The sequence below is a fragment of the Pseudovibrio sp. Ad5 genome (genome assembly GCF_001623095.1).
Classification (GTDB): Bacteria; Pseudomonadota; Alphaproteobacteria; order Rhizobiales; family Stappiaceae; genus Pseudovibrio.
The window spans coordinates 126,307-148,281 of record NZ_LMCH01000059.1 but is presented as its reverse complement, the minus strand read 5'-3'; the positions used below and the strand labels follow the sequence as shown (position 1 = coordinate 148,281).

21 protein-coding genes are annotated in these 21,975 nt (G+C 53.8%); 13 read left to right on the top strand and 8 right to left on the bottom strand.

Translation table 11 applies throughout. The features are described 5' to 3' along the window. Positions 1-7: 7 nt before the first annotated feature. The gene (locus PsAD5_RS16980) at positions 8-541 is read right to left on the bottom strand and encodes a redoxin domain-containing protein (RefSeq protein WP_063292938.1); all 534 of its coding nucleotides are present in this window, start codon (positions 539-541) and stop codon (positions 8-10) included. Between the two features lie 87 nt (positions 542-628). Between PsAD5_RS16980 and PsAD5_RS16975 the strand changes: the two genes are divergently transcribed. Further along, the gene (locus PsAD5_RS16975; protein ID WP_063292937.1) at positions 629-1,219 is read left to right on the top strand and encodes a TetR/AcrR family transcriptional regulator; all 591 of its coding nucleotides are present in this window, start codon (positions 629-631) and stop codon (positions 1,217-1,219) included. A 281-nt stretch (positions 1,220-1,500) separates the two neighbouring features. Further along, positions 1,501-2,868, top strand: coding sequence for a hypothetical protein (locus PsAD5_RS16970; RefSeq protein ID WP_063292936.1), 1,368 nt, complete (start codon positions 1,501-1,503; stop codon positions 2,866-2,868). A 1-nt stretch (position 2,869) separates the two neighbouring features. Here PsAD5_RS16970 and PsAD5_RS16965 read toward each other — a convergent pair whose 3' ends face one another. Beyond that, on the bottom strand, positions 2,870-3,727 hold the full coding sequence (locus PsAD5_RS16965) for a LysR family transcriptional regulator (protein WP_208988660.1): 858 nt from the start codon (positions 3,725-3,727) through the stop codon (positions 2,870-2,872). Positions 3,728-3,855: 128 nt separating this feature from the next. Between PsAD5_RS16965 and PsAD5_RS16960 the strand changes: the two genes are divergently transcribed. The 3 genes from PsAD5_RS16960 to PsAD5_RS16950 all read left to right on the top strand — a co-directional run bounded on the left by PsAD5_RS16960 (position 3,856) and on the right by PsAD5_RS16950 (position 10,662). Further along, a complete protein-coding gene (locus tag PsAD5_RS16960; protein ID WP_063292934.1) occupies positions 3,856-4,281 on the top strand; it encodes a cupin domain-containing protein in 426 nt (141 codons plus the stop codon). Between the two features lie 337 nt (positions 4,282-4,618). After that, positions 4,619-8,071: an indolepyruvate ferredoxin oxidoreductase family protein gene (locus PsAD5_RS16955; protein WP_063292933.1), complete on the top strand. Its 3,453-nt coding sequence runs from the start codon at positions 4,619-4,621 to the stop codon at positions 8,069-8,071. 560 nt (positions 8,072-8,631) lie between these two features. Further along, the gene (locus PsAD5_RS16950) at positions 8,632-10,662 is read left to right on the top strand and encodes a methyl-accepting chemotaxis protein (RefSeq protein WP_208986542.1); all 2,031 of its coding nucleotides are present in this window, start codon (positions 8,632-8,634) and stop codon (positions 10,660-10,662) included. A gap of 153 nt (positions 10,663-10,815) precedes the next feature. On the opposite strand, the gene PsAD5_RS16945 is transcribed toward PsAD5_RS16950, so the two are convergent. From PsAD5_RS16945 to PsAD5_RS16935, 3 genes are all read right to left on the bottom strand, one after another. Next, the gene (locus PsAD5_RS16945; RefSeq protein ID WP_063292931.1) at positions 10,816-11,457 is read right to left on the bottom strand and encodes an imm11 family protein; all 642 of its coding nucleotides are present in this window, start codon (positions 11,455-11,457) and stop codon (positions 10,816-10,818) included. Positions 11,458-11,681: 224 nt separating this feature from the next. Next, positions 11,682-12,020, bottom strand: a complete 339-nt coding sequence (locus PsAD5_RS16940) for a DUF1330 domain-containing protein (RefSeq protein WP_063292930.1) — start codon at positions 12,018-12,020, stop codon at positions 11,682-11,684. 71 nt (positions 12,021-12,091) lie between these two features. Continuing rightward, positions 12,092-12,661, bottom strand: coding sequence for a TetR/AcrR family transcriptional regulator (locus PsAD5_RS16935; protein WP_208988659.1), 570 nt, complete (start codon positions 12,659-12,661; stop codon positions 12,092-12,094). 142 nt (positions 12,662-12,803) lie between these two features. Here PsAD5_RS16935 and PsAD5_RS16930 point away from each other — a divergent pair, with 142 nt between their 5' ends. Beyond that, complete coding sequence (locus PsAD5_RS16930) at positions 12,804-13,304, top strand: DUF417 family protein (RefSeq protein ID WP_063287922.1); 501 nt, start codon at positions 12,804-12,806, stop codon at positions 13,302-13,304. A gap of 83 nt (positions 13,305-13,387) precedes the next feature. Here PsAD5_RS16930 and PsAD5_RS16925 read toward each other — a convergent pair whose 3' ends face one another. After that, positions 13,388-14,008: a TetR/AcrR family transcriptional regulator gene (locus tag PsAD5_RS16925; protein WP_063292928.1), complete on the bottom strand. Its 621-nt coding sequence runs from the start codon at positions 14,006-14,008 to the stop codon at positions 13,388-13,390. A gap of 414 nt (positions 14,009-14,422) precedes the next feature. On the opposite strand from PsAD5_RS16925, the gene PsAD5_RS16920 reads away from it, so the two are divergent. The 5 genes from PsAD5_RS16920 to PsAD5_RS16900 all read left to right on the top strand — a co-directional run bounded on the left by PsAD5_RS16920 (position 14,423) and on the right by PsAD5_RS16900 (position 17,898). Beyond that, entirely contained in the window at positions 14,423-15,253 is an 831-nt protein-coding gene (locus tag PsAD5_RS16920; RefSeq protein WP_063292927.1) for a universal stress protein, read from the top strand. Positions 15,254-15,488: 235 nt separating this feature from the next. Continuing rightward, entirely contained in the window at positions 15,489-16,085 is a 597-nt protein-coding gene (locus tag PsAD5_RS16915) for a HupE/UreJ family protein (RefSeq protein ID WP_063292926.1), read from the top strand. Between the two features lie 146 nt (positions 16,086-16,231). Further along, positions 16,232-17,140 (top strand): aminoglycoside phosphotransferase family protein, encoded by a 909-nt coding sequence (locus tag PsAD5_RS16910; RefSeq protein WP_063292925.1) that lies wholly within the window; start codon positions 16,232-16,234, stop codon positions 17,138-17,140. Between the two features lie 54 nt (positions 17,141-17,194). Beyond that, positions 17,195-17,530 (top strand): hypothetical protein, encoded by a 336-nt coding sequence (locus tag PsAD5_RS16905; RefSeq protein ID WP_057462312.1) that lies wholly within the window; start codon positions 17,195-17,197, stop codon positions 17,528-17,530. Beyond that, a complete protein-coding gene (locus tag PsAD5_RS16900; RefSeq protein WP_057462313.1) occupies positions 17,527-17,898 on the top strand; it encodes a nitrile hydratase subunit alpha in 372 nt (123 codons plus the stop codon). The genes PsAD5_RS16905 and PsAD5_RS16900 overlap by 4 nt, the downstream gene beginning before the upstream one ends. Before the next feature lie 19 nt (positions 17,899-17,917). Here the strand turns inward: PsAD5_RS16900 and PsAD5_RS16895 are convergent, their stop codons facing one another. After that, positions 17,918-18,571 (bottom strand): DUF4344 domain-containing metallopeptidase, encoded by a 654-nt coding sequence (locus PsAD5_RS16895; RefSeq protein ID WP_208988658.1) that lies wholly within the window; start codon positions 18,569-18,571, stop codon positions 17,918-17,920. A 196-nt stretch (positions 18,572-18,767) separates the two neighbouring features. Continuing rightward, positions 18,768-19,130: a VOC family protein gene (locus tag PsAD5_RS16890; RefSeq protein WP_063287930.1), complete on the bottom strand. Its 363-nt coding sequence runs from the start codon at positions 19,128-19,130 to the stop codon at positions 18,768-18,770. Positions 19,131-19,355: 225 nt separating this feature from the next. Here PsAD5_RS16890 and PsAD5_RS16885 point away from each other — a divergent pair, with 225 nt between their 5' ends. Beyond that, positions 19,356-21,185, top strand: a complete 1,830-nt coding sequence (locus tag PsAD5_RS16885) for a sensor histidine kinase (protein WP_063292924.1) — start codon at positions 19,356-19,358, stop codon at positions 21,183-21,185. Next, complete coding sequence (locus tag PsAD5_RS16880) at positions 21,166-21,846, top strand: response regulator transcription factor (protein WP_063287932.1); 681 nt, start codon at positions 21,166-21,168, stop codon at positions 21,844-21,846. The genes PsAD5_RS16885 and PsAD5_RS16880 overlap by 20 nt, the downstream gene beginning before the upstream one ends. Positions 21,847-21,975: the final 129 nt, after the last annotated feature.

The window sequence follows — 21,975 nt, the reverse complement described above, 5'->3', positions numbered from 1 at the left end:
CTTGGATTTACTTAAACGTGCCACGCACCGGATACGCGTTGGCGGGGCTGCGGATAAACTCCAGCCCTCCTAGCAACGATCCAAGATCTGGCCGTGTAAACGGGGCGTTGGAGATGTCTACCAGCTGCACCTCCTGCTTGTCGTTCACCACAAAAAGGGCAGGCTCCGCAAAGGGGGCTTCAGCTTCCAAAGGTGAGCGAGGCTTGGAGATGTAAACGCCCAGTTCCTGCATCTGCTCAAGGCTCAGACCGTATCCGACCGGAAACTCCGGCTGCACATCTGCCAGTTGGCGCTGTGCTCTTTCAAGGCTGTCTGCCGAAACCGCCAACGCCTCAATGCCAAGGCGATGCAAGTCACTCAGCTTTTCGTTGAGCTGCTTCAGGTAACGGGTGCAAAGTGGGCAATGAGCCCCGCGATACACCACAATCAGCTGCCAGTCGAAGCCAGCATCAGGTATGCCGAGCGAGAGTTCGCCGCCACCAACAGCCTTCACTGTAAGCTGCGGAAACGGCTGTCCCGCTGCTAATGCTGTATGTTTCACAAAAGCCTCCTTGAGTTTTGTAATGAACGTTATTAAACACTAACTCAAACAAGAGTCAATCGTTTTGTAATGAATGGTACAAAATAAATGGGACGCCCAAGAAACTTTAACCGAGACGAAGCCCTGCAAGCTGCCATCAATGTGTTCTGGAAAAAAGGCTACGACGGAGCCTCCATGAAGGACCTGACGACAGCCATGGGCATCAACAGTCCAAGCCTGTATTCGGTGTTTGGAGACAAGCATCAGCTCTATCTGGAAGCGATCGACCGCTATTCCAACGATGACGGATGCGCACCGCTGGTCGCGTTTGAAACAGAGCCGGATATTAAAAAGGCAGTGATCGCCTTCATGCGCTCAACCATTGATTACGCCAGCAACCACGAAAGCGGCAGCAAGGGGTGTTTTCTGGGTAACTGCGTTTCAACAACAGTGGGTCAGGTGGAAGGCACCACCGAGCGACTTCAAGGGTCGATAACCGGAGCTGATGAGCGTCTCGCCTCCCGCTTTGACAAGGAAAAAGAGCTGGGCAACCTGCCCGCTGACTTCCCCTCATTAGAACGTGCCCGCCTGATGTTCGACCTGCGCCAGGGCCAGGTCCTCCGCGCCCGCGCCGAACTCGACCAGGACACCACAGAAGCTGGCCTTGCCTTCCGCGCGAAGATGATATTGGCGGTGTGAGGAGAGATTGAGCGCAGCGGCTAGAGTGCTGCGCGTTTCTTTACTTGCTGGTTCGAAATTCTGAGTTTTAACAGATAAAGTTTAGTTTGCGGGGCGTTGTCATGAAAGCTTTGGAAACTGAGGGTATGGTTTTTGAAGTGCTGCCGAGTCTCTTTTCAAGAGCTATACTGTGAATTGTAAAAAATATAAATATCACAACACGTTACCGCATAACTGTGCCGCTACCTAGCTTATGAGATTTTACTGCTAATATACCTTCCTCTCCGGGCCAACGAGATCTTATGTTATCTGCCAAAAAGCCATTTACGCTTGTTATTTTTTTGTCTGTTTCGGCCTGTGCAAGTCATCAGGATAAGCATGGGTTGTTTGATAGTCCTTCGCACAATGAAGTAGCTGCCAGTGATGTGATGCCGGAGCAATCAGCGAAGCGTCCGGCTGCGTTTAAAAAGCTCGAAGAGCCGCCGAAGTACTTTGCAGCGGCAGATGTTTTGTCTGTGCCGCTACGGAGCGAAAACTACACAATCAGCGAGGCGGCGCCGAGCAATGGGCGGTATTTGACCTTCGCAATCAAAACGGAAGATGGTGCCTACACCGTGCAGGGCAAGCAGTTTATGGAAGATCATGTCCATGAGCTGAACGCACTGGCAGCACTGCGCGAAAAAAACAAGGCAGTCACCTTTGCCAGAAGTGCAGGCACAGCCGTCATCACGCCAATCAAGTCGGTCTACACAACGGTGACCGCCCCAGTCACCGCAGCCAAGAACGTGTATGGCAATGCCAAGGGCATGGTGAAATCCGTGCGCAAGGGCGTGGGCAAAGCGGCGACCTTTGTGAAAACGCGCGGGAACATGCCACCGGAAACAGCGGAGCGTGAAGAAGACGGGTTCATCAGCGGCTTCTTTGGCCGTCCGGAGGCGATCCGCAAGCTGGCCTTTGAGATGAAGGTGGATCCGTACACTCACTTCACCCCGTTGCGTGATGAGTTGACGGAGCTGGCGAACTATCATGCCGCGGGACAGTTTGGCGTGGATCAGGGGCTGAGCTTTGTGCCCGGTGTGGGCAGCATCATTATCAGCAGCCTTAAGACGGCTGATAGTCTGACCAGAAAAACGCTGCTGAAGACACCCGACGAGATGGCCGATATCAACCGTGAGCGACTGGCGGAAGCTGGCATCTCCAAGGAAAGCACTGAGGGCGTTCTGCTGAACGCTCACTTTACACCCACGGAGAAGACCATTTTCACGGGCCTTGTGATTGAGGCGAAAGACCTTGAGGGCATTGAAGTTCTCATGAAGCATGCGTCCGGTGCGCTGTCCCGGCCGCAAGCGTTCTCTGCGCTGATGCTGGTTGAGATGCTGGGGCGTTTGCATGATGACAGCAAGATTGAGAAGGTGGAAGTGCATCACGATGTGGTGGTGGCTTACCAGACTGACAGCACGGCGAACATCGTTTTGCCCTACGACTATCTGAGCTGGACCTCCTACAACGCAAAGACCGTCTGGAACGTGACCAGAAGCCTTGCGGCCAAGGATGTTAAGACCAGAAACGTGCGGTTTGTGCTGGCGGGTGATCTTTCTGAAAACAGCCGCAAAGCTCTGGAAACTCGCAAGTGGGGTGTGCGGAGAAATCTGATGGCAGACGTCCTTTGACCTAAGCCCCCAATGCCCCTCTCACAAATCCATCAAACGCGGTGATCTTGAGATTGCCGCGATTTGAGGGGTGGTAGAGCAGCCACAAGTCGGTCTGGTAGATGGCGGGTTGCTCTCCGACATCGCGCAGGCCATCAAGAAGCGTCGGTATGTCGGGCAAGATGCCGACGCCCAGACTATTGCGGATACCATCCGCCAGCAGGCTCATGCTGTCATAGCGGATGAGGCTGGCCGGTGAGGGGACTTTGCCGCGAAACCAGTCATTTGCCGGGTGCGCTTGCAGGCTGTCACCGGGGATCAGCCATGAGAACTCCTGAAAATCAAGCTCACCCAACCCATCCAGATATTTTGGTGCACCAACAAGCTTATAATCGATGGTGGCCAGTCTGAGGCCGATCATATCATCCGGCGGCTGGCTGGTGGGGCGCAGGGCCACATCATAGCGCCGCTCGCTCAGGTTCTCGAAGCTGTTGGTGACGTTGAACTCCAGCTGCAGGTTCGGGCGGGCTTCGCGAAACGCTGCAAGGCGGGGGTGGATAACGCTTTGCAGCAGCAGGTCGGTGGTTGTTACCCGCAGTGGACCAGTTAGCCCGACATCTTCACCACCCAGCAGGGCATCAGCGGCAGAAAGCCCTGCATGGATCTGCTCGGCCTGCTCACACAGCGCCAAACCCAGAGGCAGGGGCTTGAAACCAGCGCGAGAGCGGGTGAACAGTGGCTCGCCCACCTTGGCCTCAATGCGCTTGATCCCGCGAAAAACAGAGGAGGTGTCCTTGCCAAGCGCGAGGGCGGCGTTCTCCAACGTTCGCTCGCGGGTCAGGTGCATAATCACCAGAAGATCGTCTGCGCTCAGTTTCATATGCATGTCCGCCCTTGTTCGCTGCAACTATGCATATTTCACAGGATCAGGGCAATCGCTAGTCTCAGCCTCACACCGAGAGCACATCTCTTTGCTCGCATGAAAACAGAGAGTTACAAGGATTAGCCATGTTTAAGACAGTCCTGAAAGCCATCAGCACCGCAGCCTTGATTGCCATGTCCACCACCGCCTTTGCTGGTGGAGATGATGACCACATGACCCAGCTGAAAGACATTGAGTGGACCCAGTTTGGCAACACGCCGATCCACATTTCTGTGTTGTGGGGCGACCGTGATACCGGCCCTTATGGCATGTACCTGAAGATGCCAGGCGGCTTCCACGTGGGGGAGCATGGCCACTCCAACGACTACAACGCCATCACCGTGCAGGGACAGTGGGAACACACCCGCGCTGGCAAAAAAGAAGTGCTGCCCGTGGGCTCACATGTGATGCAGCCGGGGCAAGAGTTCCACGATGACGCCTGCGTCGGCCCAAAAGACTGCATCCTGCTGGTCGTCCAAAACGGCAAAGGCGACGTCCTGCTGCCGCAGTAAGGCGGACTATGCTGTAAATGCTTGAGTTTTCGATCAGAAATGGGGCCTTTCGGGCTCCATTTTTGTGTGTTGGCCGGTGTGCTGAGCCTAGCCGAAACTGCCGTAGCGGACGCTGAAGTCTCAAGGAAATCAGAGGCTTCAGGGCGTTCAGTTTGGTTATCTGTTGTATTCAAAGGGATTATTGTACATCCGCTGATATTTCATGCAGTATGGGTCTACGTAATATTGCGAGTAGGCCGCACCTCATAATCAAATCTCCAAAAAATCTTGGGTCTTTTCATCGCAGATAATTTCCTGCCGCACCCCGGCAACGCCAGACATTTGTGAGAGTTACCTGATGGTTTCTGAAGAAAAAAGCAGTGTGCCGACCCCGTCCAAGAGCCACAACGCCCCGTCGCTGGATGACAAGTACACCCAGACCAGCGGTGTTGTTTTTCTCACAGGCAATCAGGCACTGGTGCGCCTTCCGTTGCAGCAGCGCATGCGTGATGAGCTGGCGGGGCTGAATACGGGTGCTTTTATCTCCGGTTACCGCGGTTCTCCGCTTGGGCGTTACGATATGGAGCTGTGGCGGGCGCAGCTGCATCTGGATAAGCACAGCATCGTGTTTCAGCCGGGCGTGAATGAGGATCTGGCGGCAACGGCGATCTGGGGCTCACAGCACGTGGGCAACATGAAGATGCGCAACAAGGATGGCGTGGTTGGCTTCTGGTACGGCAAAACGCCGGGGGTGGACCGTTCTGGCGATGCTTTCCGCCATGCCAACTTTGCAGGCACGCACCCCAAGGGCGGTGTTGTGGCGCTGTGTGGGGATGATCACGCGGCCAAGTCCTCCACCGTGGCAGGCCAGTCGGACCATGCGTTGATTGCCTCTGGCATGCCGGTGCTTTACCCAGCCAACCCGCAGGACATTCTGGACTACGGCATTCTGGCCGTGGAGATGAGCCGCTACAGCGGATGCTGGGTGGGCGTGAAGCTGGTGACGGATGTGGTGGAAAGCGCATCCACCGTGGAGGTGGATCTGGACCGCATTGAGGTGGTGAAGCCGGACTTGAAAGACCCGCAAGGCGGCGTCTGGATTCGTGAGATCGACCTGCCCGTGCAGCAGGAAAAGCGGCTGCTGGAAGAGAAGATTCCACGCGCGCTGGCGTTTGCGCAGGCCAACAACATCAACCAGATCACTCACGATGCGCATGAGCCGGAGGTGGGCATCATCGCCTCGGGCAAATCCTACTCCGACCTGCGTCAGGCCATGAATGAGCTGGGCCTTACGTCTCTTGAAACGGAAAAGCGCCGCATCCGCATCCTGAAGATCGGCATGGTGTGGCCGCTGGATCCCAAGATTATCGAGGCCTTTTCCAAAGGTCTCAAGAAAATCCTCGTGGTGGAGGAAAAGCGTCCTGTTGTTGAGGATCAGCTGAAAACCATCCTGTTTGATGCGGGCATATCGTTAAAGGTGCAGGGCAAGGGCTTGTTGCCGAACTCCGGCGTTCTGGCGGCCAATCAGGTGGCCTCCGCCATCGCGGAGTTTTTGGAGGATGACGGGCTTAAGGCCAAGGTGCCGGTGCCGATCAAGCTGAAGCCGGGGCCGGTGCGTCGTCCCTCGTTCTGCTCCGGTTGCCCGCACAACACCTCCACCAAAGTGCCCGATGGTAGCCGCGCGCTGGCAGGCATAGGCTGCCACACCATTGCGTATTTCAATGACCCGGTGAAGACCAAGGCCCCCTCCCAAATGGGCGGCGAGGGCATGCACTGGGTGGGGCAGGCGCCGTTTACGGATGAGCCGCACGTGTTCGCCAATATGGGCGATGGCACTTATTTTCACTCGGGCTTTCTGGCCATGCGTCAGGCCGTGGCGGCTGATGCAACCATGACCTACAAACTGCTGGTCAACGGCTTTGTTTCCATGACGGGCGGACAGCCCGTTGATGGGGAGCAATCTGTGCCCCAGCTCATCACCGCCGCGCTCAATGAAGGCGTGAAGAAGGTGGTGGTGGTGACCGAGGATGTGGAACGGGTGGAAGCTCAATCCATTCCGGCAGGCGTTGAGGTGCACCACAGACGAGAGCTGGAAGCGGTGCAGCGCGATCTGCGTGAGATACCGGGTGTGACGGTGTTGATTTATGATCAGGCCTGCGCCACCGAGCGCCGCCGCTTGCGCAAGCGCGGCAAGTGGGAGGACCCGAAGGTCCGCACTTACATTCACCCGGACATCTGCGAGGGATGTGGCGATTGTGGTGAGAAGTCTGGCTGCCTTTCCATTGAGCCGCTGGAAACGCCTCTGGGTCGCAAGAGGCAGATCAACCAATCCAGCTGCAACAAGGATTTTTCTTGTGTTGAGGGCTTCTGCCCAAGCTTCGTGACCATTCATGGTGCAGAGCCGAAAAAGGCCACCACACCTGCAGAGCGTCAGATTGAAAGCGTTGGCGATGAACTGTTGGCAGAGCCGGAGTTGCCCGCAATCAACGGCGCAACAGGACTGCTGGTGACTGGTATTGGTGGCACCGGTGTTGTCACCATCGGGGCGATCCTCTCCATGGCAGCGCATTTGGATGGCAGCCGCGTTTCTACACTGGACCTGACGGGCCTTGCGCAAAAGTACGGGGCGGTGATGACGCATATGCGCATCGCCAAGTCCGCCGATGGCTTGCAAAGCGCCCGTCTGGCGGTTGGCGAAGCGGATGTGGTGATCGGCTGCGACCTGGTGGTGACAGCAGGTGACGAGACGCTGATAACACTGCGCAAGGGGTCCGCTCAGGTGGTGGTGAACACGGAAGAAGTGCCGACCATCGACTTTTCCAAGAACCCGGATTGGGACATCAACACGCCCAACCTGCAGGCGCGGCTGAGCGAGGCTGTTGGCGACCGGCTGGATTATTTCGACACCACGCAGGCTGCGAAAGACCTGTGCGGCGATGCGGTGATGGCAAACATGATGCTGTTTGGTGCCGCCTGGCAGCGCGGCCTCATTCCGGTGACACTCGGTTCCATCCGTCAGGCCATTGAGTTGAACGGTGTTGCCCGCGACAAAAACTTCGAGGCTTTCAACTGGGGCCGCCTGATGGTGCTGGACCCGGAGCGGGTTGCCAAAGCACGAGCACCGGTTGCGCAAGTGGTGAAGCTGGACCGCCCGCTGCCGCTGGAAGAGCTGATTGAGGACCGGGTGAACCGCCTCAAGGAGTATCAAGGCAGCAGCCTTGGCAGGTTTTACCGTCAAAAGCTGGTTGCGCTGAAAAAGGCCGGAGCGGGCGAACTGATACTTCGCACCGCCGCGACGCAATATTTCCGTCTGCTGGCGCATAAGGACGAGTTTGAAGTCGCGCGCCTGTTCTCACAGCCACAGTTCAAGCAGAGCCTTGCGGAAACTTTCGAGGGCGATCTGGAAGTGCGCTTCCACATTGGCGGCGGTCCCTTTGCGAAAAAAGACCGTGTGACCGGCCTGCCAGTGAAGACTGAGTTCGGGCCGTGGATGATGAAGTTATTCTCGGTCCTCTCCAGCCTCAAAGGTCTGCGCGGTTCGTTCCTTGATCCGTTCCGCAACAATGAGGAGCGCGTTTTGGCAAATGAAATGCGTTCATCATATGAGGCAGACATGGATCTGGTCTGCACTCGTTTGGCGGAGGCTGGTGAGAAAGCTGCGCATGATCTGTTGAGTTGGCCGGTGAAAGTGCGCGGGTATGGCCACGTCCGTGCGGGCAATGCGGAAAAAGCGCTGAAGCTTCGCGAACGACGCATATCTGCACTTAGTAACGCACAAAACAACGCAAAGCAGGAGAAGGTGCCTGCCTGAATGTAACCTTCTGAGATAATTGGTGGAATTGGGGTGAGGTCTGCGGGTTTCACCCCGTTTTGGTTTTGGAGCTTACATAGCAACGCAAACGGGCTCAGCGTTTTTTTGTAGAAAGTTGGCCCCCTCTGCAGGGTCGCACAAGATCATGCCGTTATTCCCTCAGTTCAAGACGTGCCGCGGAGACGTGGCAGCAACCTACCGTTGATGAGATGCTCTGAGTGAAAGCTGTAGGTACTAGTACCTCTGTAGTTTTGAATTTTTCAAAGTTTAAATTCAAAGCATGTATTGCGCACTTAGGATAATCCCTAATAGTGATAATAGTTTTATTTTAGTATTGTCCAATAAAATGGGTTCTCTATCAGGAATAATATCTGATCTAAGCTTATCTTTGTATGTATTATGATGATAAATTCAGATAAATATTAACAAAACTATAATAATGGCTATTGTTGTATTTACGCAAGGAGAGGGTTAATCAACCAGAGGTGGTTGAAACCAGCATCATATGAGTGAGAGATGGCGGAACCCGTACTGATTTCTACAGTATGGCGAAGCAGAAAATGAAACTAAGTCATCGCATTGTCAGCGCATCAGCAGCGGTTCTTCTCGTTGCCTCATCGCTCGTAATTTCGATCGGAACCTACCTCAGCATGCAAACGGCTGAGCAAGACAGCCGGGCCTTGTTCAACTCGGTTGCATCCGGACTGGCTGTCACAGCGCAGGATCTTTTAAAAGAGTCGCAGGTTATTTCCACAACACTTGCACGCACTTACGGCGCTGAGATCGACAGCGGAGATGCTTCGCGCACCAACATCGCGCTCATGACAGAAGCAGCTTTGCGCGGGACAACGGACATCCTCGGCATCGCCGTTTTCCTGCAGCCGGATGTTGCAGGCAAAGATGCTGATTACGTTGGCAAGAAGTACGCTTCTGACACTGGCCAGTTCGTTCCCTACTTCTACATAGAAAATGGCAGTGTTCAGTCCCTGACAGCAGACATTGGCCGCGCTGATGTTCAACGGCGTATGCGCAGGACGATACAGCAGAAAAGCCAATTCGTGACTGAGCCTTACACCTTTGATGTTGAAGGCAAAAAAATCCTCTCAGCTTCCGTTCTGGACCCGATCCTGAACGCAAAAGGCGAGGCCGTTGGTGTTGTGGTGATCGATGTTGACTTCGACAAGCTGCAAGAAAAAATGGGTGCCGCCAACTTCTATGACACTGGCCGTTTGGCCGTGGTCAGCGAAGACGGGCTCTGGGTCAGCCACAGCGACCGCTCTGTTTTGGGCGAGAAAGTCCGCCCGGTTATTGCGAGTATCATGAGCGGTGTCCGCGACAAGGCGAACATGCAAGAGGTTGGTGACCGCCTGTTTATTTTCGAGAAGTTTCAACTGGGTACGACAGATCAGTCCTGGTTTGCCGGCATGTCCGTCACCACTGAGGAGCTGACAGCCGGTGCCCGCAATACACGCGATATGGCATTGATTGCAGCGGTGGTTTCCGGCCTGATCGGTTGCATTATTTTATGGTTCATCGGCAACTCCATTGCCCGTCCAATCGTCAATCTGACCCACCGAATGCAATCTCTTGCTGATGGCAATGTTTCCGATGAGGTGCAGTATACTGGCCGCTCTGACGAAATCGGTCAGATGGCTAACGCCTTGAAAGTGTTTGTAACTGCGGTCTCAGAACGCCAGAGCTTGCAGTCAGAAGCTGAGAAGGAGCATTTGCGCGAGGTGGAGCGTCAGAAGGAATCATCCAAACTGATTGAGGCGTTCTCCGGCACCGCAGAAACCGCTCTGACGGTCATTCACAGTCGGTTTGATGAGCTGGAGCAGACCTCTAAAGATCTGGCGGATATTGCCGAGAACACAAACCTTCAAACCACAGCAACCTCTGCGGCTTCTGAAGAAGCAACAGCGAACGTACAGACGGTGGCCTCTGCTTCTGAGGAGCTTTCAACCTCCATTGAAGAGATTGCGCAGCAGATTGCCCGCACCAACAAGGTGATCACCCAAACCAACGATGCAGTACAGGCCACCAACACCAAAGTGCTGGATCTGGACGGCACGGCGCAGCGTATTGGTGAGGTGGTCAATCTCATTCAGGACATCGCCGAGCAAACCAACTTGCTAGCGCTCAACGCCACCATTGAGGCAGCTCGTGCCGGTGAGATGGGCAAGGGCTTTGCTGTTGTGGCAACCGAGGTGAAGGAGTTGGCAAGCCAGACCTCTAAGGCGACTGAAGAAATCTCTCAGCAGATCGCGGAGATTCAAGGCTCCTCCAAGGATGCCGTTGAAGCTATTCAGGAAATCACCTCCAGCATCCGGCAGGTTAACGAGTTTTCATCCAACATTGCGGCCTCTGTTGAACAACAGGGCGCGGCCACTGCCGAGATCACTGAAAACGTGCATCAGGCAGCAACGGGTACGCAGAACGTTTCTGAAAACATGGTGCTGGTGGCGCAAGCAGCAGAGAAAACCAATCAGTCCTCTGACCTGGTCTCCAAAACCGCCTCTTCTGTGCGGCAAGAGGTTGTTGACCTGCGTGAGCAGATCGATGACTTCCTTTACAAGGTCCAGTCCGTATAAGGCTGTAACTTAATGAGAAATCCGGCTGGCGAGGTTATAGGCTTTGCCAGCCTTTGTGTTGGGAAATGGCGAACTATGTTTATCAAGTGGTTGAATGGCAAAATTTCAACTTACCGCTATCTGCGGTTTCGGCTTGCATTAACTCAAGCCAGATCAATACTGTTGAGCGGCTTCCCACTCGAGAAATGGGCCAATGTTTTCTTCAGGCAACCATGGTTCATCAAGCTCGGGCCAGCGTTTGAATTTGAAATATTTGAACTTTTCCTTGCTAAGGCGCTTGAAGACCTCATTGGAGACATAAACGCCAATAATGCGTTGATAGTCAGAACACCAAAAATGGTGCCCCTTAATGCGAGAGACGCTCAGGTAGTTGGTATTGCCATTATGAATGTTTAACTTAGGCTTGCCCGTAAAGTCGTCAGGCTTCCCCCACCCCACTGGAGAATGCTTGTTCAACACCGCATCCAGACGTTTTCCGCAGTTGAAGATGTAAAAATTGCCATCAATCGGCTCACCTGTTTTCTTAAACAGCTCAAGTGGGAGAAACTGATGAACTCCCGGCTCAAACTCTTCCACCCGATCTTTGAAGCGCTGAGAGACTGCATTCAGTCCTGGCATGGAAAAGATATCGGGAATAACCTTTTTCTTTGTTTCCTCTTTTGCTTTGGTCGGGAAACGATTGGGATCAAGAATATTTCCACTGCTAAGCCCAAAAAGTGGCATATCTTGAGGTTCATCCAGAAACTCAAATTGAGGTTCTCTGCTGTTGTAATCTAAATTAATCAGGTAAGCCATTTACGCATTCCCCCGGTATGGTAAAACTTGGGCGCACCTGTCTTCTGGGCGCGCTGTATAGTATAAACGGATGGCCAATAAGAGGTTTCGGAACTCCCTACTTCAATAAATATGTTCTACCATAATACTTGCATTGTTAGGATAATATGGTGCGAAGCAGAAAGAAAAGATCATCTCTGATAAAGCGGTTTGCATCCAGCTGTTGCATTCTCTGCGGAATAAGATCAACTCGCGGCCTCTTTGGCGAAATAACTTGATTTCACAACGCTTTCTGTTTCCGAATGACTCGGAACGACTGTCGCAAATCCCTTGATGACCTCGCTACTGAACTTTCTGAGTTCCACCATTTCCTCTGAGTTATAGAAGGTCAGAGCAGCCTCAAAACTCTCGAATCTGTACATCACCATATTCGTGTAGGATGTTGATCCCGCAAGGGTTTTTATTGGGGTTGCGACGATCAACTCGCCACCATATTTTTCGATAATAGGAAGGGATCTGGGGCCGAGTTCCTCAATGCGCGACCTGTCGATAATATTGTAGTGGTGAAGAACATAACCAGCCATTTAAAGTATCCTGAAATTATAAAGTGAGGCGACGCCTACATAACTGCGCCTGTTAAGCAAATCTGGCCCATCTAAATGGTGTCGACCAGAACGGTGACTGTCTCTTCCAGCTCTGCCAAGGGCGTGCCACCGCGCACCATGACGCGCAGGCCGAAGTAACCTGCAGCCAATAGAATGGACTTTTGCTTTCGCAAAGCATCATCACTCTTGTAGGGCTCGGAGACGGCGAGGGCGGTGTTGAACAGGTCTTGCGTGCTCTGGATACCTTCCTGCGCGTTGAGCTGGATCTGCTGATCATCATGGGCGTGCTCAATGGCGGAGTTGCACAGGAAACAACCGCTGCGGTCGCCGTTGCGCACTGGCTCCAGCACAGCCTCAAACAAATCTACAAACCGTTGTTTTGCGTTGGGTGCCCGGCAGATGACCTGTGCCAGATGGGTGATATCTCGCTCGTGGTAGAGCTTCAGCGCCCGCGCGTACATGGCGTCTTTATTGCCAAACTCCCGGTAGAGCGACTGCTTCTTCAGCTCGGTTATCCTCTCCAGGTCCTGCATGGAGGTGCCATGATAGCCTTTTTCCCAAAAAGCTCTCTGTATTCTGTCCAACGCAGTTTTGGGGTCAAATTCCCGAGGTCTCGCCATCACATTAATTCCCGCTCACAATAATGTTACCGATCAGTCCGTAATTCATTATGGACACATCGGTCCGTAATACATATACCTAAGTGCACAGGCTGGCAAGACCCGCCGCAACACACTACCAAATTCAACACAGGAGGTTGAAATGACTGATCTTACTCACGCGCCTGCCACTCAATCAGATGACAACGCCGCCCTGGGTGCTTTGTTCTCCGATATCGCGAAAAACGGAATCTTCGCCGCCCTTATTCTCGTGTTCCTTTGGTTTGGTGGCATGAAGTTTACCGCTTATGAGGCCGGAGCAATTCGCGGACTGGTCGAGAATTCTCCCTTTCTTGGATGGCTTTACTCATTCCTGTCCGAAGGAGCTGTGTCCAAACTCATCGGACTTACCGAGCTGACCATCGCGGCTTTACTCACCACACGCTTCTTCGCGCCTAAATTCGCGGTCTTCGGTGCGCTTGGTGCTATCGGCACGTTTCTGTTGACCTTCAGCTTCTTCTTTTCCACGCCGGGCGTGTTCATTCCGGACACTGGCGTGCTGGCGATCTCCGTTATTCCGGGGCAGTTCCTTTTGAAAGATATTGTCCTGCTGTTCGCATCCGTGTTCGCCCTGGGCAATGCCCTCAGTGCAACTGCAAAATAAAAAACTCCTCACTGTGCACTGAAATGGGGGCGTCTATGACGCCTCCATTGGGCTGCCCGCAAAACGCTGGCAAGTACCGGCTTTTACCGCCCGCCTGTCTTCATTCTACTCCCCAAAGCTTCCAGTGAAACCTCGATAAGTTTGAAGATCTTCTCCTCGGGCATGCCGAACTTTACCATCTCGTAGAGCCCTTCAAAAATGAGCATAAAGTACCCGGTTAGCAGCTCGATCTCGCCCGGGTCTTTGAGTTCATTCTGGCATTGAACGAGCTTGTCGCGGATCTGATCTTCCCAATTGAACTGCAGCCCCTGAAACTGCTCCCAGAGCTCTTTATCCACGTAACCAAGATCGATAAGCGTCAGCCAGAAGAGGCCTTTCTCTGCTTTGATCTCATCGCAGCACAGCTCGGTAAATTCCATGAAGGCTGCTTGCATGGCGGAATAGATGTCGGAATGCAGAGCCATAACCGATTGCATTTGCTGGCTATATTTGAGGTAGTACCAACTGAGTGCTGCGACGACCAGGCCCTGTTTCGATGTAAATCGGCCTTCCAGAGTGTCAAGAGAAACGCCCACCGCCTCCGACACGTCTTTCATCGTGGCAGCTTTAATCCCCTTTTCCAAAAACACACGAATGCTCGTATCAAAAAGACTTTCGAGTTCGGGAATTGGAATGTCCGGTTTAACTGGTTCGTCCGAGCTCATTTTGAAACTATAGATTATTCAAAAATGCCCTCAACACAGATGCTCGGCTTTAGAAAAAGAAACGCAAATCCAATGAGTTGGATACATTTCAATTTATGCCGATTCCGTTGAAACCCACCAGGCGGACTGCACAATAAGGCAGTTTTGTGCTGTTCTCCTTCAAATATTAAAAATGTAAAAATCAGCCTGTTGTTCTGTTTGTCTATGTCTATCATAGGTTGACTTAAGGTTATAGCGCGTACGTAGGGTTATAATATTTCGTAGGAGGCTAAGTATAGCACCCAATTTACTTGTGGCTGTTTGGGGCCAACTATCACTCTATGAGGCGGGAAGGGTATTCTTGGCAACTCGAGCTACAGGTGGGTGCTTTTCGCATTCTGCGCTTCATGAATTGGGTCAATTGGAGGTTCAGATATGTCTATCAAAACAGTCGTCACCCTTACCGACACGTCCGGTGATCAGGTCGCATCCCGCGTTGCCGTTGAACTCTCCAAGCTGACAGATGCCTATCTGATTGGCGTCGTGCCCAACTACGAGACCTCCTACTACCTGTGTACCGCCGGGCCAATGCCGCCAGATTATGAACAGCGCTTGCAGGAACAATCCGCCGCGACACTCAGTAAGTCATTGGAAGGCTTTGCAAAACACTTTGACGGTGCAGGCATAGATGGCGAAACGCGCGTCACGGACATCACCCTTGGCGGCACGTTTGACGAGCTGATGCATCTGGGGCGTTTGAGTGATGTTACCGTGATACGACAGGATGATCCTGCCAAGCCGGAACCGATGCGTGCTGCCATGATTGAGGCGATGGTGTTTGACACCGGTGTCGCGACGCTCATTGTCCCGCACGCCTATGAAAAAGCGTTTGCACCCAGAAACATAGCTGTGGCATGGGATGGCTCCGGCCCTGCCTCCAACGCAGCGCATGCCTCCATGTCTATGCTGCAAAATGCGGACACTGTCTCTGTTGTGATGATCACGCCGCATGACGAGCCAAAGCATTCAGAACTAACGGATATTCGTAGTTACTTCGAGCGCCATGGTGTCAACATCCATCTGGAAGTGATGAGCAACGTCTCCGGCTCCGTTTCAGCAGCTCTGCTAAGCACGGTGGAACGTCTCAACGCAGACATGCTGGTGATGGGCGGATACGGCCACAGCCGGTTGGCGCAATACCTGTTTGGCGGGGCAACGCGCCGCGTGCTGCATGATATGAAGATCCCGGTTCTGATGACCCACTAAGACACTCACCAAGGGGGCCTCACGGGCTCCCTTTTTTACTGCTGCATTCTCACTGAGTAGTTCCAATGATGTTTTCTACAAGCAATCCGGTGTGTTTTTCTCAAAAGAACGTGGTTTGATTGCTTGATCACCGAAAACAAGTCAGTTTGGCGTCACCTTGTGCGGTCACCCTGCACCATACCTGACGACATAGACTGCGCGTGGCGTCGCGCGCTCAATATTGGAAATTACACTGATGAAATTGAGAGAAACTGCCGGTTTAACGGGTCTTCTGGCAGTATTGATATTGATTGCTCTGCCCGCTCAGGCTGCCGCATTTTCCACGGCACAGGCCAAAGCGGACTTCCTTCACGGCCTCTGGCACCCGCTTGGCGGGCTGGACCACATCCTCACCATGGTTGGTGTTGGTGTTTGGGCTGCGCTGGTTCTGCTTAAGAAGCGCCTTGTCTGGCCGCTGGTGTTCACGCTGGTCATGTTCATGGCGTTCTGGGCTCGTTACATGGGCGTTGTTGTGCCGTATGTGGAGACGGGTATTCTGGCGTCTGTTATCGTGATCGGCCTGCTGGTGGCGTTCGCTCTGAAACTGCCTGTGGTGGTGGGTGCGCTGATTGTTGGCGTGTTTGCTGTGTTCCACGGTGCGGCGCATGCCACTGAGGCCAATGCGAGCAGCCTGTTGATCTATGCGCTCGGCTTTTCCGTTTCCTCTTTCGCGCTTGGCTTATCCGGCATCGGGCTTGGCTCGTTGACCGAATGGAACAGCGGACGCATGTTCCTGCGCGCGCTTGGTGCGGTTACAGCGCTGTTTGGCCTTTATTTGATGTTCGTCGCCTAGTGTTTCTTTAAAGCGACAGTTTTCAAGGGATTACTCCGGTTTTGTGGCTTTCCCTTCGCAAACACACTCAGTTCTGCTTTCTTGAAGGTGCGGTCTCGACCGCGCCTTTTTTAATGCTGATTTTTTATGTGTGATTGCGAGTTTCAATGAGTGATGGCCGTTTGACGATAGCGCCCGAGATGGTGCGCAAGATGCTTGATGAGCAGTTCCCCGCGTGGGCCGCCCTGCCTCTCAAGCGTGTTGAGAAGGATGGCTGGGACAACAACACGTTCCGCCTGGGCAATGAGCTGAAGGTGCATTTGCCGTCTGCTGCGGGCTATGTTCCGCAGGTCGTGAAGGAGTTTAACTGGCTGCCAAAACTGGCAAAACATCTGCCCGTGGCGGTTCCTGCACCTGCTGCCCTTGGCAAACCAAATGCAGATTACCCATATCCGTGGTCGGTCTATCGCTGGATCGAGGGAGAGACAGCCTCTGCTCATTCTGTCCGTGATATGAACGAGTTTGCGAGAGATCTCGCGACCTTCCTGCATGCGCTCTGGGCTGTCGATACCACAGGAGCGCCGGAAGCCGGAGACCACAACTGCTACCGTGGTGGTGACCTCAGCGTCTATGACGAGGAGACCCGTTTTTGCCTCTCTGGTGTGACTGACCTGATTGATGCCGACGCAGCGCTGATGATCTGGGAGCAAGCGCTTCGGTCTAAAAGGGAGAAGCCTGCAGTTTGGGTACAGGGAGACCTCTCAAACGGGAATATCCTCACACGGGATGGCCGCCTCAGTGCCGTCATTGATTTCGGCTTATGCACGGTTGGCGATCCCGCCTGCGACTTAGTTATCACCTGGAAGTTCTTTTCCGGCGTCAATCGCGAGATTTTCAAAACCGCGGTCAACATCGACCAAAATACCTGGGATCGCGCCATAGGCTGGGCTCTCTGGAAGGCAGTTCGCACGCTCTACTACGCCAGAAAAGACCATATCGCTGAGGAACAAAGAGAAGCAAAAGCAGTGATTGAAGCCATCCTCTCAGATGCAAGACTTGTTACCACGAAGACTTAAGGTCCTGCCTTTAGGCTCTCTCTGATCTTGTGCAGTCAAACAGGAAGAGCAGCAATGGAAAGAGACTTTGAGTTGTTGTTGACCCAGCGCATGTGGGAGGATCCGGCATTCGCGAAACTGGCGCAGCGCGATGCAGCTGCTGCGCTTAAGGAGCTGGGAGTGAAGGTTGATCCCAGCGTTAAAGTCCGGATCCTCCAGCAGCGTAAAGACACGCTTTATCTGACTATTCCCCCTGCCAAACAAGAGGGTGCACTTGATACAACATTGGATCTCAACCAATTGGATTTGTGGTCCAGCGGAGATATGTTTGTCTGGGTTGCTTCGGTTTACAACAAGGTCAAGCTGCTTGGCATCCGCTCTTCCATCGTGAAAGGGGAGAGGGAAGCATGACAGACCGCGACAACAGCGATTTTGCGGAGCAAGACTACCGACGGATGATCAACGATCCTGCGTATCGCCAGCGCCTGATTGCAGATCCGAAAGGAACGCTTGGCGAAACAACGGGTTATGAGTTTGATGCAGGCGTACGCGTTGAGGTGATTGAGCAAGAGCCCGACACCATCTGCATGATGATCCCCATTAAGCCGGAGGGCTCTGCTGATGAGGTTGAGCAGGCGCTGCACAAATCTACCGAGCGCACGTATGACCTGCTGTTTTCCTCTGGCATCGGCGGGTATTTCATCCCGAGTGATGAGCTGAAATGGACTCTTCGAGATATGCGCCACAGTTGGATCAGCAAACTGGGGCTCAAGTTATGACCCCCAGTACACAAGCACATCAGTTCCGCAGATTGGACTGATAGAGGGATCTCAGGTGCGGGATGAACTCGGTGCAGAAGGAGATGGAGACCTCCTCAGGATCGTAAAACGCGTTCGGCTCACCACAGCTTTCCACCTTTACGATGACCTCGTTGGGCAGAGACATGTCGTCTTTCAGGCTTTTGATTTCCTCAGAAAGCACGAGATTGATGACCTCGGCGTCCGCGCCAGTCCCCGCTTGAAAAGTCATCGCAACGCCGGAGCCCGGCTTCATCTCATCAAACACAGCGCCCCAACTGCTGGCAGCTTGCTCGTACTCAAACGGGCACATTTCTGCCCGGTCTTCCGGCAGCTCCAGGTCTGTAGCCAACTCAGCACGTTTATCCGGATCTGCCCCATAAAACAGGCAGATATGGTTGTAGTAGCGCTGCTGATCAGGTCCATGCAGATCCCACCACGCCACCTCTTCTTCCCCTTCGGGATCGTTGATGTAGCCAAATGCGCTGTCAAAGGCGAGCTCCTGCGCGGCCTCTTCCTCATAGAGCCAGTCAATCATCAGCACGGAGAGCACATCTGCGGCGTCTTCCTCCTGCCCGAAGATCGGCACCTGCATCTGGTCGATCACCGCATGGCCAACCTCGTGGTAAAAGATCGACAGGATGTTGGCCTCCACAAAGGCGTTCTCTGCTTCATCAGCCTATGCACCAAGAGGAGACAGCAGCGAAACTGCGCAAGTCGCGGTGAGAAGAAGAGAACGTAGCATTGGCGGCCTTCCGTATGAGCACTTGAAATCTCTGAATAATCATTCCAATGCCATGTTTACGCAGGTTCGCCAAATCCTTTGTGCTTTGTGATACATCTGAAGGCCGTTAGCAGTGGAAGTTGAGCTTGTTGCCATCCAGATCGCGGCAGTAAGCCCCATAAAATGCTTCACCTCGCGGACCGGGAGGGCCTTCATCTTTGCCACCCAGTTGCAGGGCGAGTGTATGCAGGGTCTCGACGGTTTCGCGATCCTCCACCCGCAAAGCCACCATGGTGCCGTTGCCAACGGATGCGTCTTCGCCATCATAAGGTGTGTTGAGGACGATGAGTGGTTTGCCCTCGCCAAAGCTCCAGGCATAGAGCCGGTTGTTTTCAAAGACCCGTGTTGCACCCATCTTCCCAAAAATGGCGTCGTAAAATGCACAGGCACGGTCTAAGTCGTTGGTACCTAGAGTGATATAGCCGATCATATGGTGTTCTGGTCCTAATAGATTGCAGTAAATGACAGAGTGTTCAAAATCAGCAGAGGTGAAAGTTTCATTCCCCTGAGTAAACTACAGGGCAGGCCCCAAGTAAATGCAGAAGCGGTACAACCTGCCGCGCTTCGTCGCCCTAGGTGAAATACCTATTGCAATTCGGCAGGATCGCTGTTTGTTTCGGATTATCTAATATACGTTGAGCCTGGGAACTGCTGCATGCGAAGCTTTCTTCAGCGCATTGTTTGTGTTGTACTTTTTCTTGCTGTGCTGGTTGTACTCCAACTGACGGCCAGTCCGGTGTTTGCGCGCTCTGACATGGTGCGTGTTGGCATCCTGTCCTATCGCGGCAGTTTGGAAACCCAGCGCACATGGGCACCGACCATTGAGCATTTACAACGTGAGCTGCCGGATGTGGAGTTCTCCTATCTGCCTCTGACCCTTCAACAAATCGCTGAACAAGCTGACCAGCTGGACTTCATCATCACCAATCCCGGTCACTCGTTTCAGTTGGAACGGATTGCGGGCGTCAGCCGCATCGCCAGTGCTCGCTCTCACGTCAATAAGAATGAGATGCACGACCTCGGGTCGGTGATTTTTACGCGAACGGACAGTGGCATCACGGGCCTGACAAAGCTGAAAGGCGCAAGCGCAGGCGTTGTCTCGACAGAAGCTTTTGGCGGATATCTTGCTGCCAAACACAGCCTGCAGCAGAGCCTTGGTGATGAGCCTGACTTGCGCGTTAAACCACTGGGCTTTCCGCAGCAAACAGTGGTGGAGGCGGTGGTCAAGGGAGACGTGCAGATCGGCATTGTCCGCGCCTGTCTGTTGGAGAGCATGAGTGCCGCTGGCAAGCTGGACAAAACGCAAATTCGTGTTCTGGGCCAGCAGTATGACCCGGAGTTTGCCTGTGCCAGAACCACGGAACTTTATCCGGGGTGGGCGTTTTTGAAGGTGCCCGGCGTCTCGCCTCAGCTGGCAACGCGCATCACGCAGGCCCTGCTTTCTATGCCAGATGGCGCCTGCACGGATGAATGGCTCGGCCACGCCAACTGGATTGCGCCGGTTTCCTATGCTGCGGTTGAGCGCGTTTACCGCGATCTGGCGCTCTACCCCTACAACAAGGACCTGCGACAGATCCTGAAGGACTGGGTGGAGCGGAACTACTTTCTGCTTGGCGTGATTATCCTGCTCAGCGGAGCTTTTCTGCTGCATGTCGGGCATGTGGAGTTTCTGGTCCGCCGCCGCTCACGTCAGCTGGAAACAGCAAGCGACAAGCTGGCGAACGCACTGCAACGCAACCTGATGTTGGAGAGCGAGCTGGCCCATGCCGGGCGTGTCTCTTCCATGAACATCCTCGCCAGCAGTCTGGCGCATGATCTAAAGCAACCGCTTGGGGCCATCTCCACCTTCGCCCACAGTCTGCGGCAGCGGTTGGACCGTGGTACGGCGGATGAAGAAACGCTGCAAAAACAGCTGACCCGCATCTCCGAGCAAGCCAATCGGGCCTCCGACTTCATCAACTCCATGCGCAGCTTCCTCAACAAGCAGCCAGAGGCGCGGCGGCGTGTGGACCTGCGCGATTTGGCGGATGAAACGGTGATGCTGATGCGCACTTTCGCCGCCAAACATGCCTGTCAGCTGCAATGGAACCCACCCCATGAGCCTGTGTTCGTCTGCTGTGATGATGTGCAATTGCGGCAGGTCATGGTGGTTCTGCTGCAAAACGCGCTTGATGCTACGGTGGAAGCTGGCCTTGAGGATGGAGTGATCTCCATTCAGCTGGAACAGACTGCAGAAGCCTGTGAGCTTATGGTGTGCGACCAAGGGGCTGGCATTCCAAAAAAGCTGGAGGATAAGGTGTTTGAGCCGTTTTATTCCAGCAAGGGCAGTCTGGGTTTGGGGCTGGCCACCGCGCTTAGCATTGTAGACAGCCACGATGGGGAGTTGACCCTGAAACCGATGCTTGAGGCAGGTACATGCGCAACAGTGAGGCTACCACTAAGCTGCTCACAAACTGAGGGAAATCATGACACAACAACCAGTTAAACCGCTTTATGGACCAGAGGCTGAGCCTGTGATCATCATTATTGATGATGATGACGCCATGCGGGAAGCGCTGGTGTGTCTGGTGGAGTCTGTCGGGTTGAAGGCTGTTGATTTTGAGCGTGCTGATGATTTTCTGAGCTCTGATCTACGCCCTTGCGTTGGCGTCATCATCACCGACATGCGCATCCCCGGCACCAGTGGCCTCGGGCTTTTAGAGAAGCTGCGTACCTCAGGCCAGCACTTGCCGGTGATCGTCATCTCTGCCTTTGCGAACCTGCGTGATGGTGTGCGTGCCATGAGCCTTGGCGCCGTCGATGTACTGGAAAAACCGTTTGATGAGCAAGGCCTGCTCGACAAACTGCAAGACCTGATCACAGAGACCCGAAACCGCGCCAGCCAATGCTGCCTGACAGCGCAGGCCAAAGTGAAGGTAGACCGCCTCACCAACCGCGAACGCGAGGTGATGGGTTATCTGGCACAAGGCCTGCAAAACAAAAGCATTGCCAATGCATTAGGCCTTAGCGTCAAAACCGTAGAAATCCACCGCCACAACGTCCTCGCCAAACTGGAAGTGCAAACCCTCGTCGACGTTTACCAGCTCACCCAAAGTGCCGACCGCGCGACAGGGTCTGGCCGGTGTTGCGGTGTGGAAGAGGCTTAAAGGCGGATTTCGGAGCTTTGCGGTGCAAACTTTACTCAAAGTTTCAGGTTAACTTCAGGATAGCATGGTGAGGTGCCGGGGTTACGAGGCGGCAACCAGGCGGTGTTTAAGACGCGCCTGAAGCACAAC

What these genes read in the sequence shown, in the direction of transcription:
- PsAD5_RS16975 (WP_063292937.1), top strand. Translation starts at nt 629, where the DNA reads ATGGGACGCCCAAGAAACTTTAACCGAGACGAAGCCCTGCAAGCTGCC.
- PsAD5_RS16970 (WP_063292936.1), top strand. Translation starts at nt 1,501, where the DNA reads ATGTTATCTGCCAAAAAGCCATTTACGCTTGTTATTTTTTTGTCTGTT.
- PsAD5_RS16965 (WP_208988660.1), bottom strand. Translation starts at nt 3,727, where the DNA reads ATGAAACTGAGCGCAGACGATCTTCTGGTGATTATGCACCTGACCCGC.
- PsAD5_RS16960 (WP_063292934.1), top strand. Translation starts at nt 3,856, where the DNA reads ATGTTTAAGACAGTCCTGAAAGCCATCAGCACCGCAGCCTTGATTGCC.
- PsAD5_RS16955 (WP_063292933.1), top strand. Translation starts at nt 4,619, where the DNA reads ATGGTTTCTGAAGAAAAAAGCAGTGTGCCGACCCCGTCCAAGAGCCAC.
- PsAD5_RS16950 (WP_208986542.1), top strand. Translation starts at nt 8,632, where the DNA reads ATGAAACTAAGTCATCGCATTGTCAGCGCATCAGCAGCGGTTCTTCTC.
- PsAD5_RS16945 (WP_063292931.1), bottom strand. Translation starts at nt 11,457, where the DNA reads ATGGCTTACCTGATTAATTTAGATTACAACAGCAGAGAACCTCAATTT.
- PsAD5_RS16940 (WP_063292930.1), bottom strand. Translation starts at nt 12,020, where the DNA reads ATGGCTGGTTATGTTCTTCACCACTACAATATTATCGACAGGTCGCGC.
- PsAD5_RS16935 (WP_208988659.1), bottom strand. Translation starts at nt 12,661, where the DNA reads ATGGCGAGACCTCGGGAATTTGACCCCAAAACTGCGTTGGACAGAATA.
- PsAD5_RS16930 (WP_063287922.1), top strand. Translation starts at nt 12,804, where the DNA reads ATGACTGATCTTACTCACGCGCCTGCCACTCAATCAGATGACAACGCC.
- PsAD5_RS16925 (WP_063292928.1), bottom strand. Translation starts at nt 14,008, where the DNA reads ATGAGCTCGGACGAACCAGTTAAACCGGACATTCCAATTCCCGAACTC.
- PsAD5_RS16920 (WP_063292927.1), top strand. Translation starts at nt 14,423, where the DNA reads ATGTCTATCAAAACAGTCGTCACCCTTACCGACACGTCCGGTGATCAG.
- PsAD5_RS16915 (WP_063292926.1), top strand. Translation starts at nt 15,489, where the DNA reads ATGAAATTGAGAGAAACTGCCGGTTTAACGGGTCTTCTGGCAGTATTG.
- PsAD5_RS16910 (WP_063292925.1), top strand. Translation starts at nt 16,232, where the DNA reads ATGAGTGATGGCCGTTTGACGATAGCGCCCGAGATGGTGCGCAAGATG.
- PsAD5_RS16905 (WP_057462312.1), top strand. Translation starts at nt 17,195, where the DNA reads ATGGAAAGAGACTTTGAGTTGTTGTTGACCCAGCGCATGTGGGAGGAT.
- PsAD5_RS16900 (WP_057462313.1), top strand. Translation starts at nt 17,527, where the DNA reads ATGACAGACCGCGACAACAGCGATTTTGCGGAGCAAGACTACCGACGG.
- PsAD5_RS16890 (WP_063287930.1), bottom strand. Translation starts at nt 19,130, where the DNA reads ATGATCGGCTATATCACTCTAGGTACCAACGACTTAGACCGTGCCTGT.
- PsAD5_RS16885 (WP_063292924.1), top strand. Translation starts at nt 19,356, where the DNA reads ATGCGAAGCTTTCTTCAGCGCATTGTTTGTGTTGTACTTTTTCTTGCT.
- PsAD5_RS16880 (WP_063287932.1), top strand. Translation starts at nt 21,166, where the DNA reads ATGACACAACAACCAGTTAAACCGCTTTATGGACCAGAGGCTGAGCCT.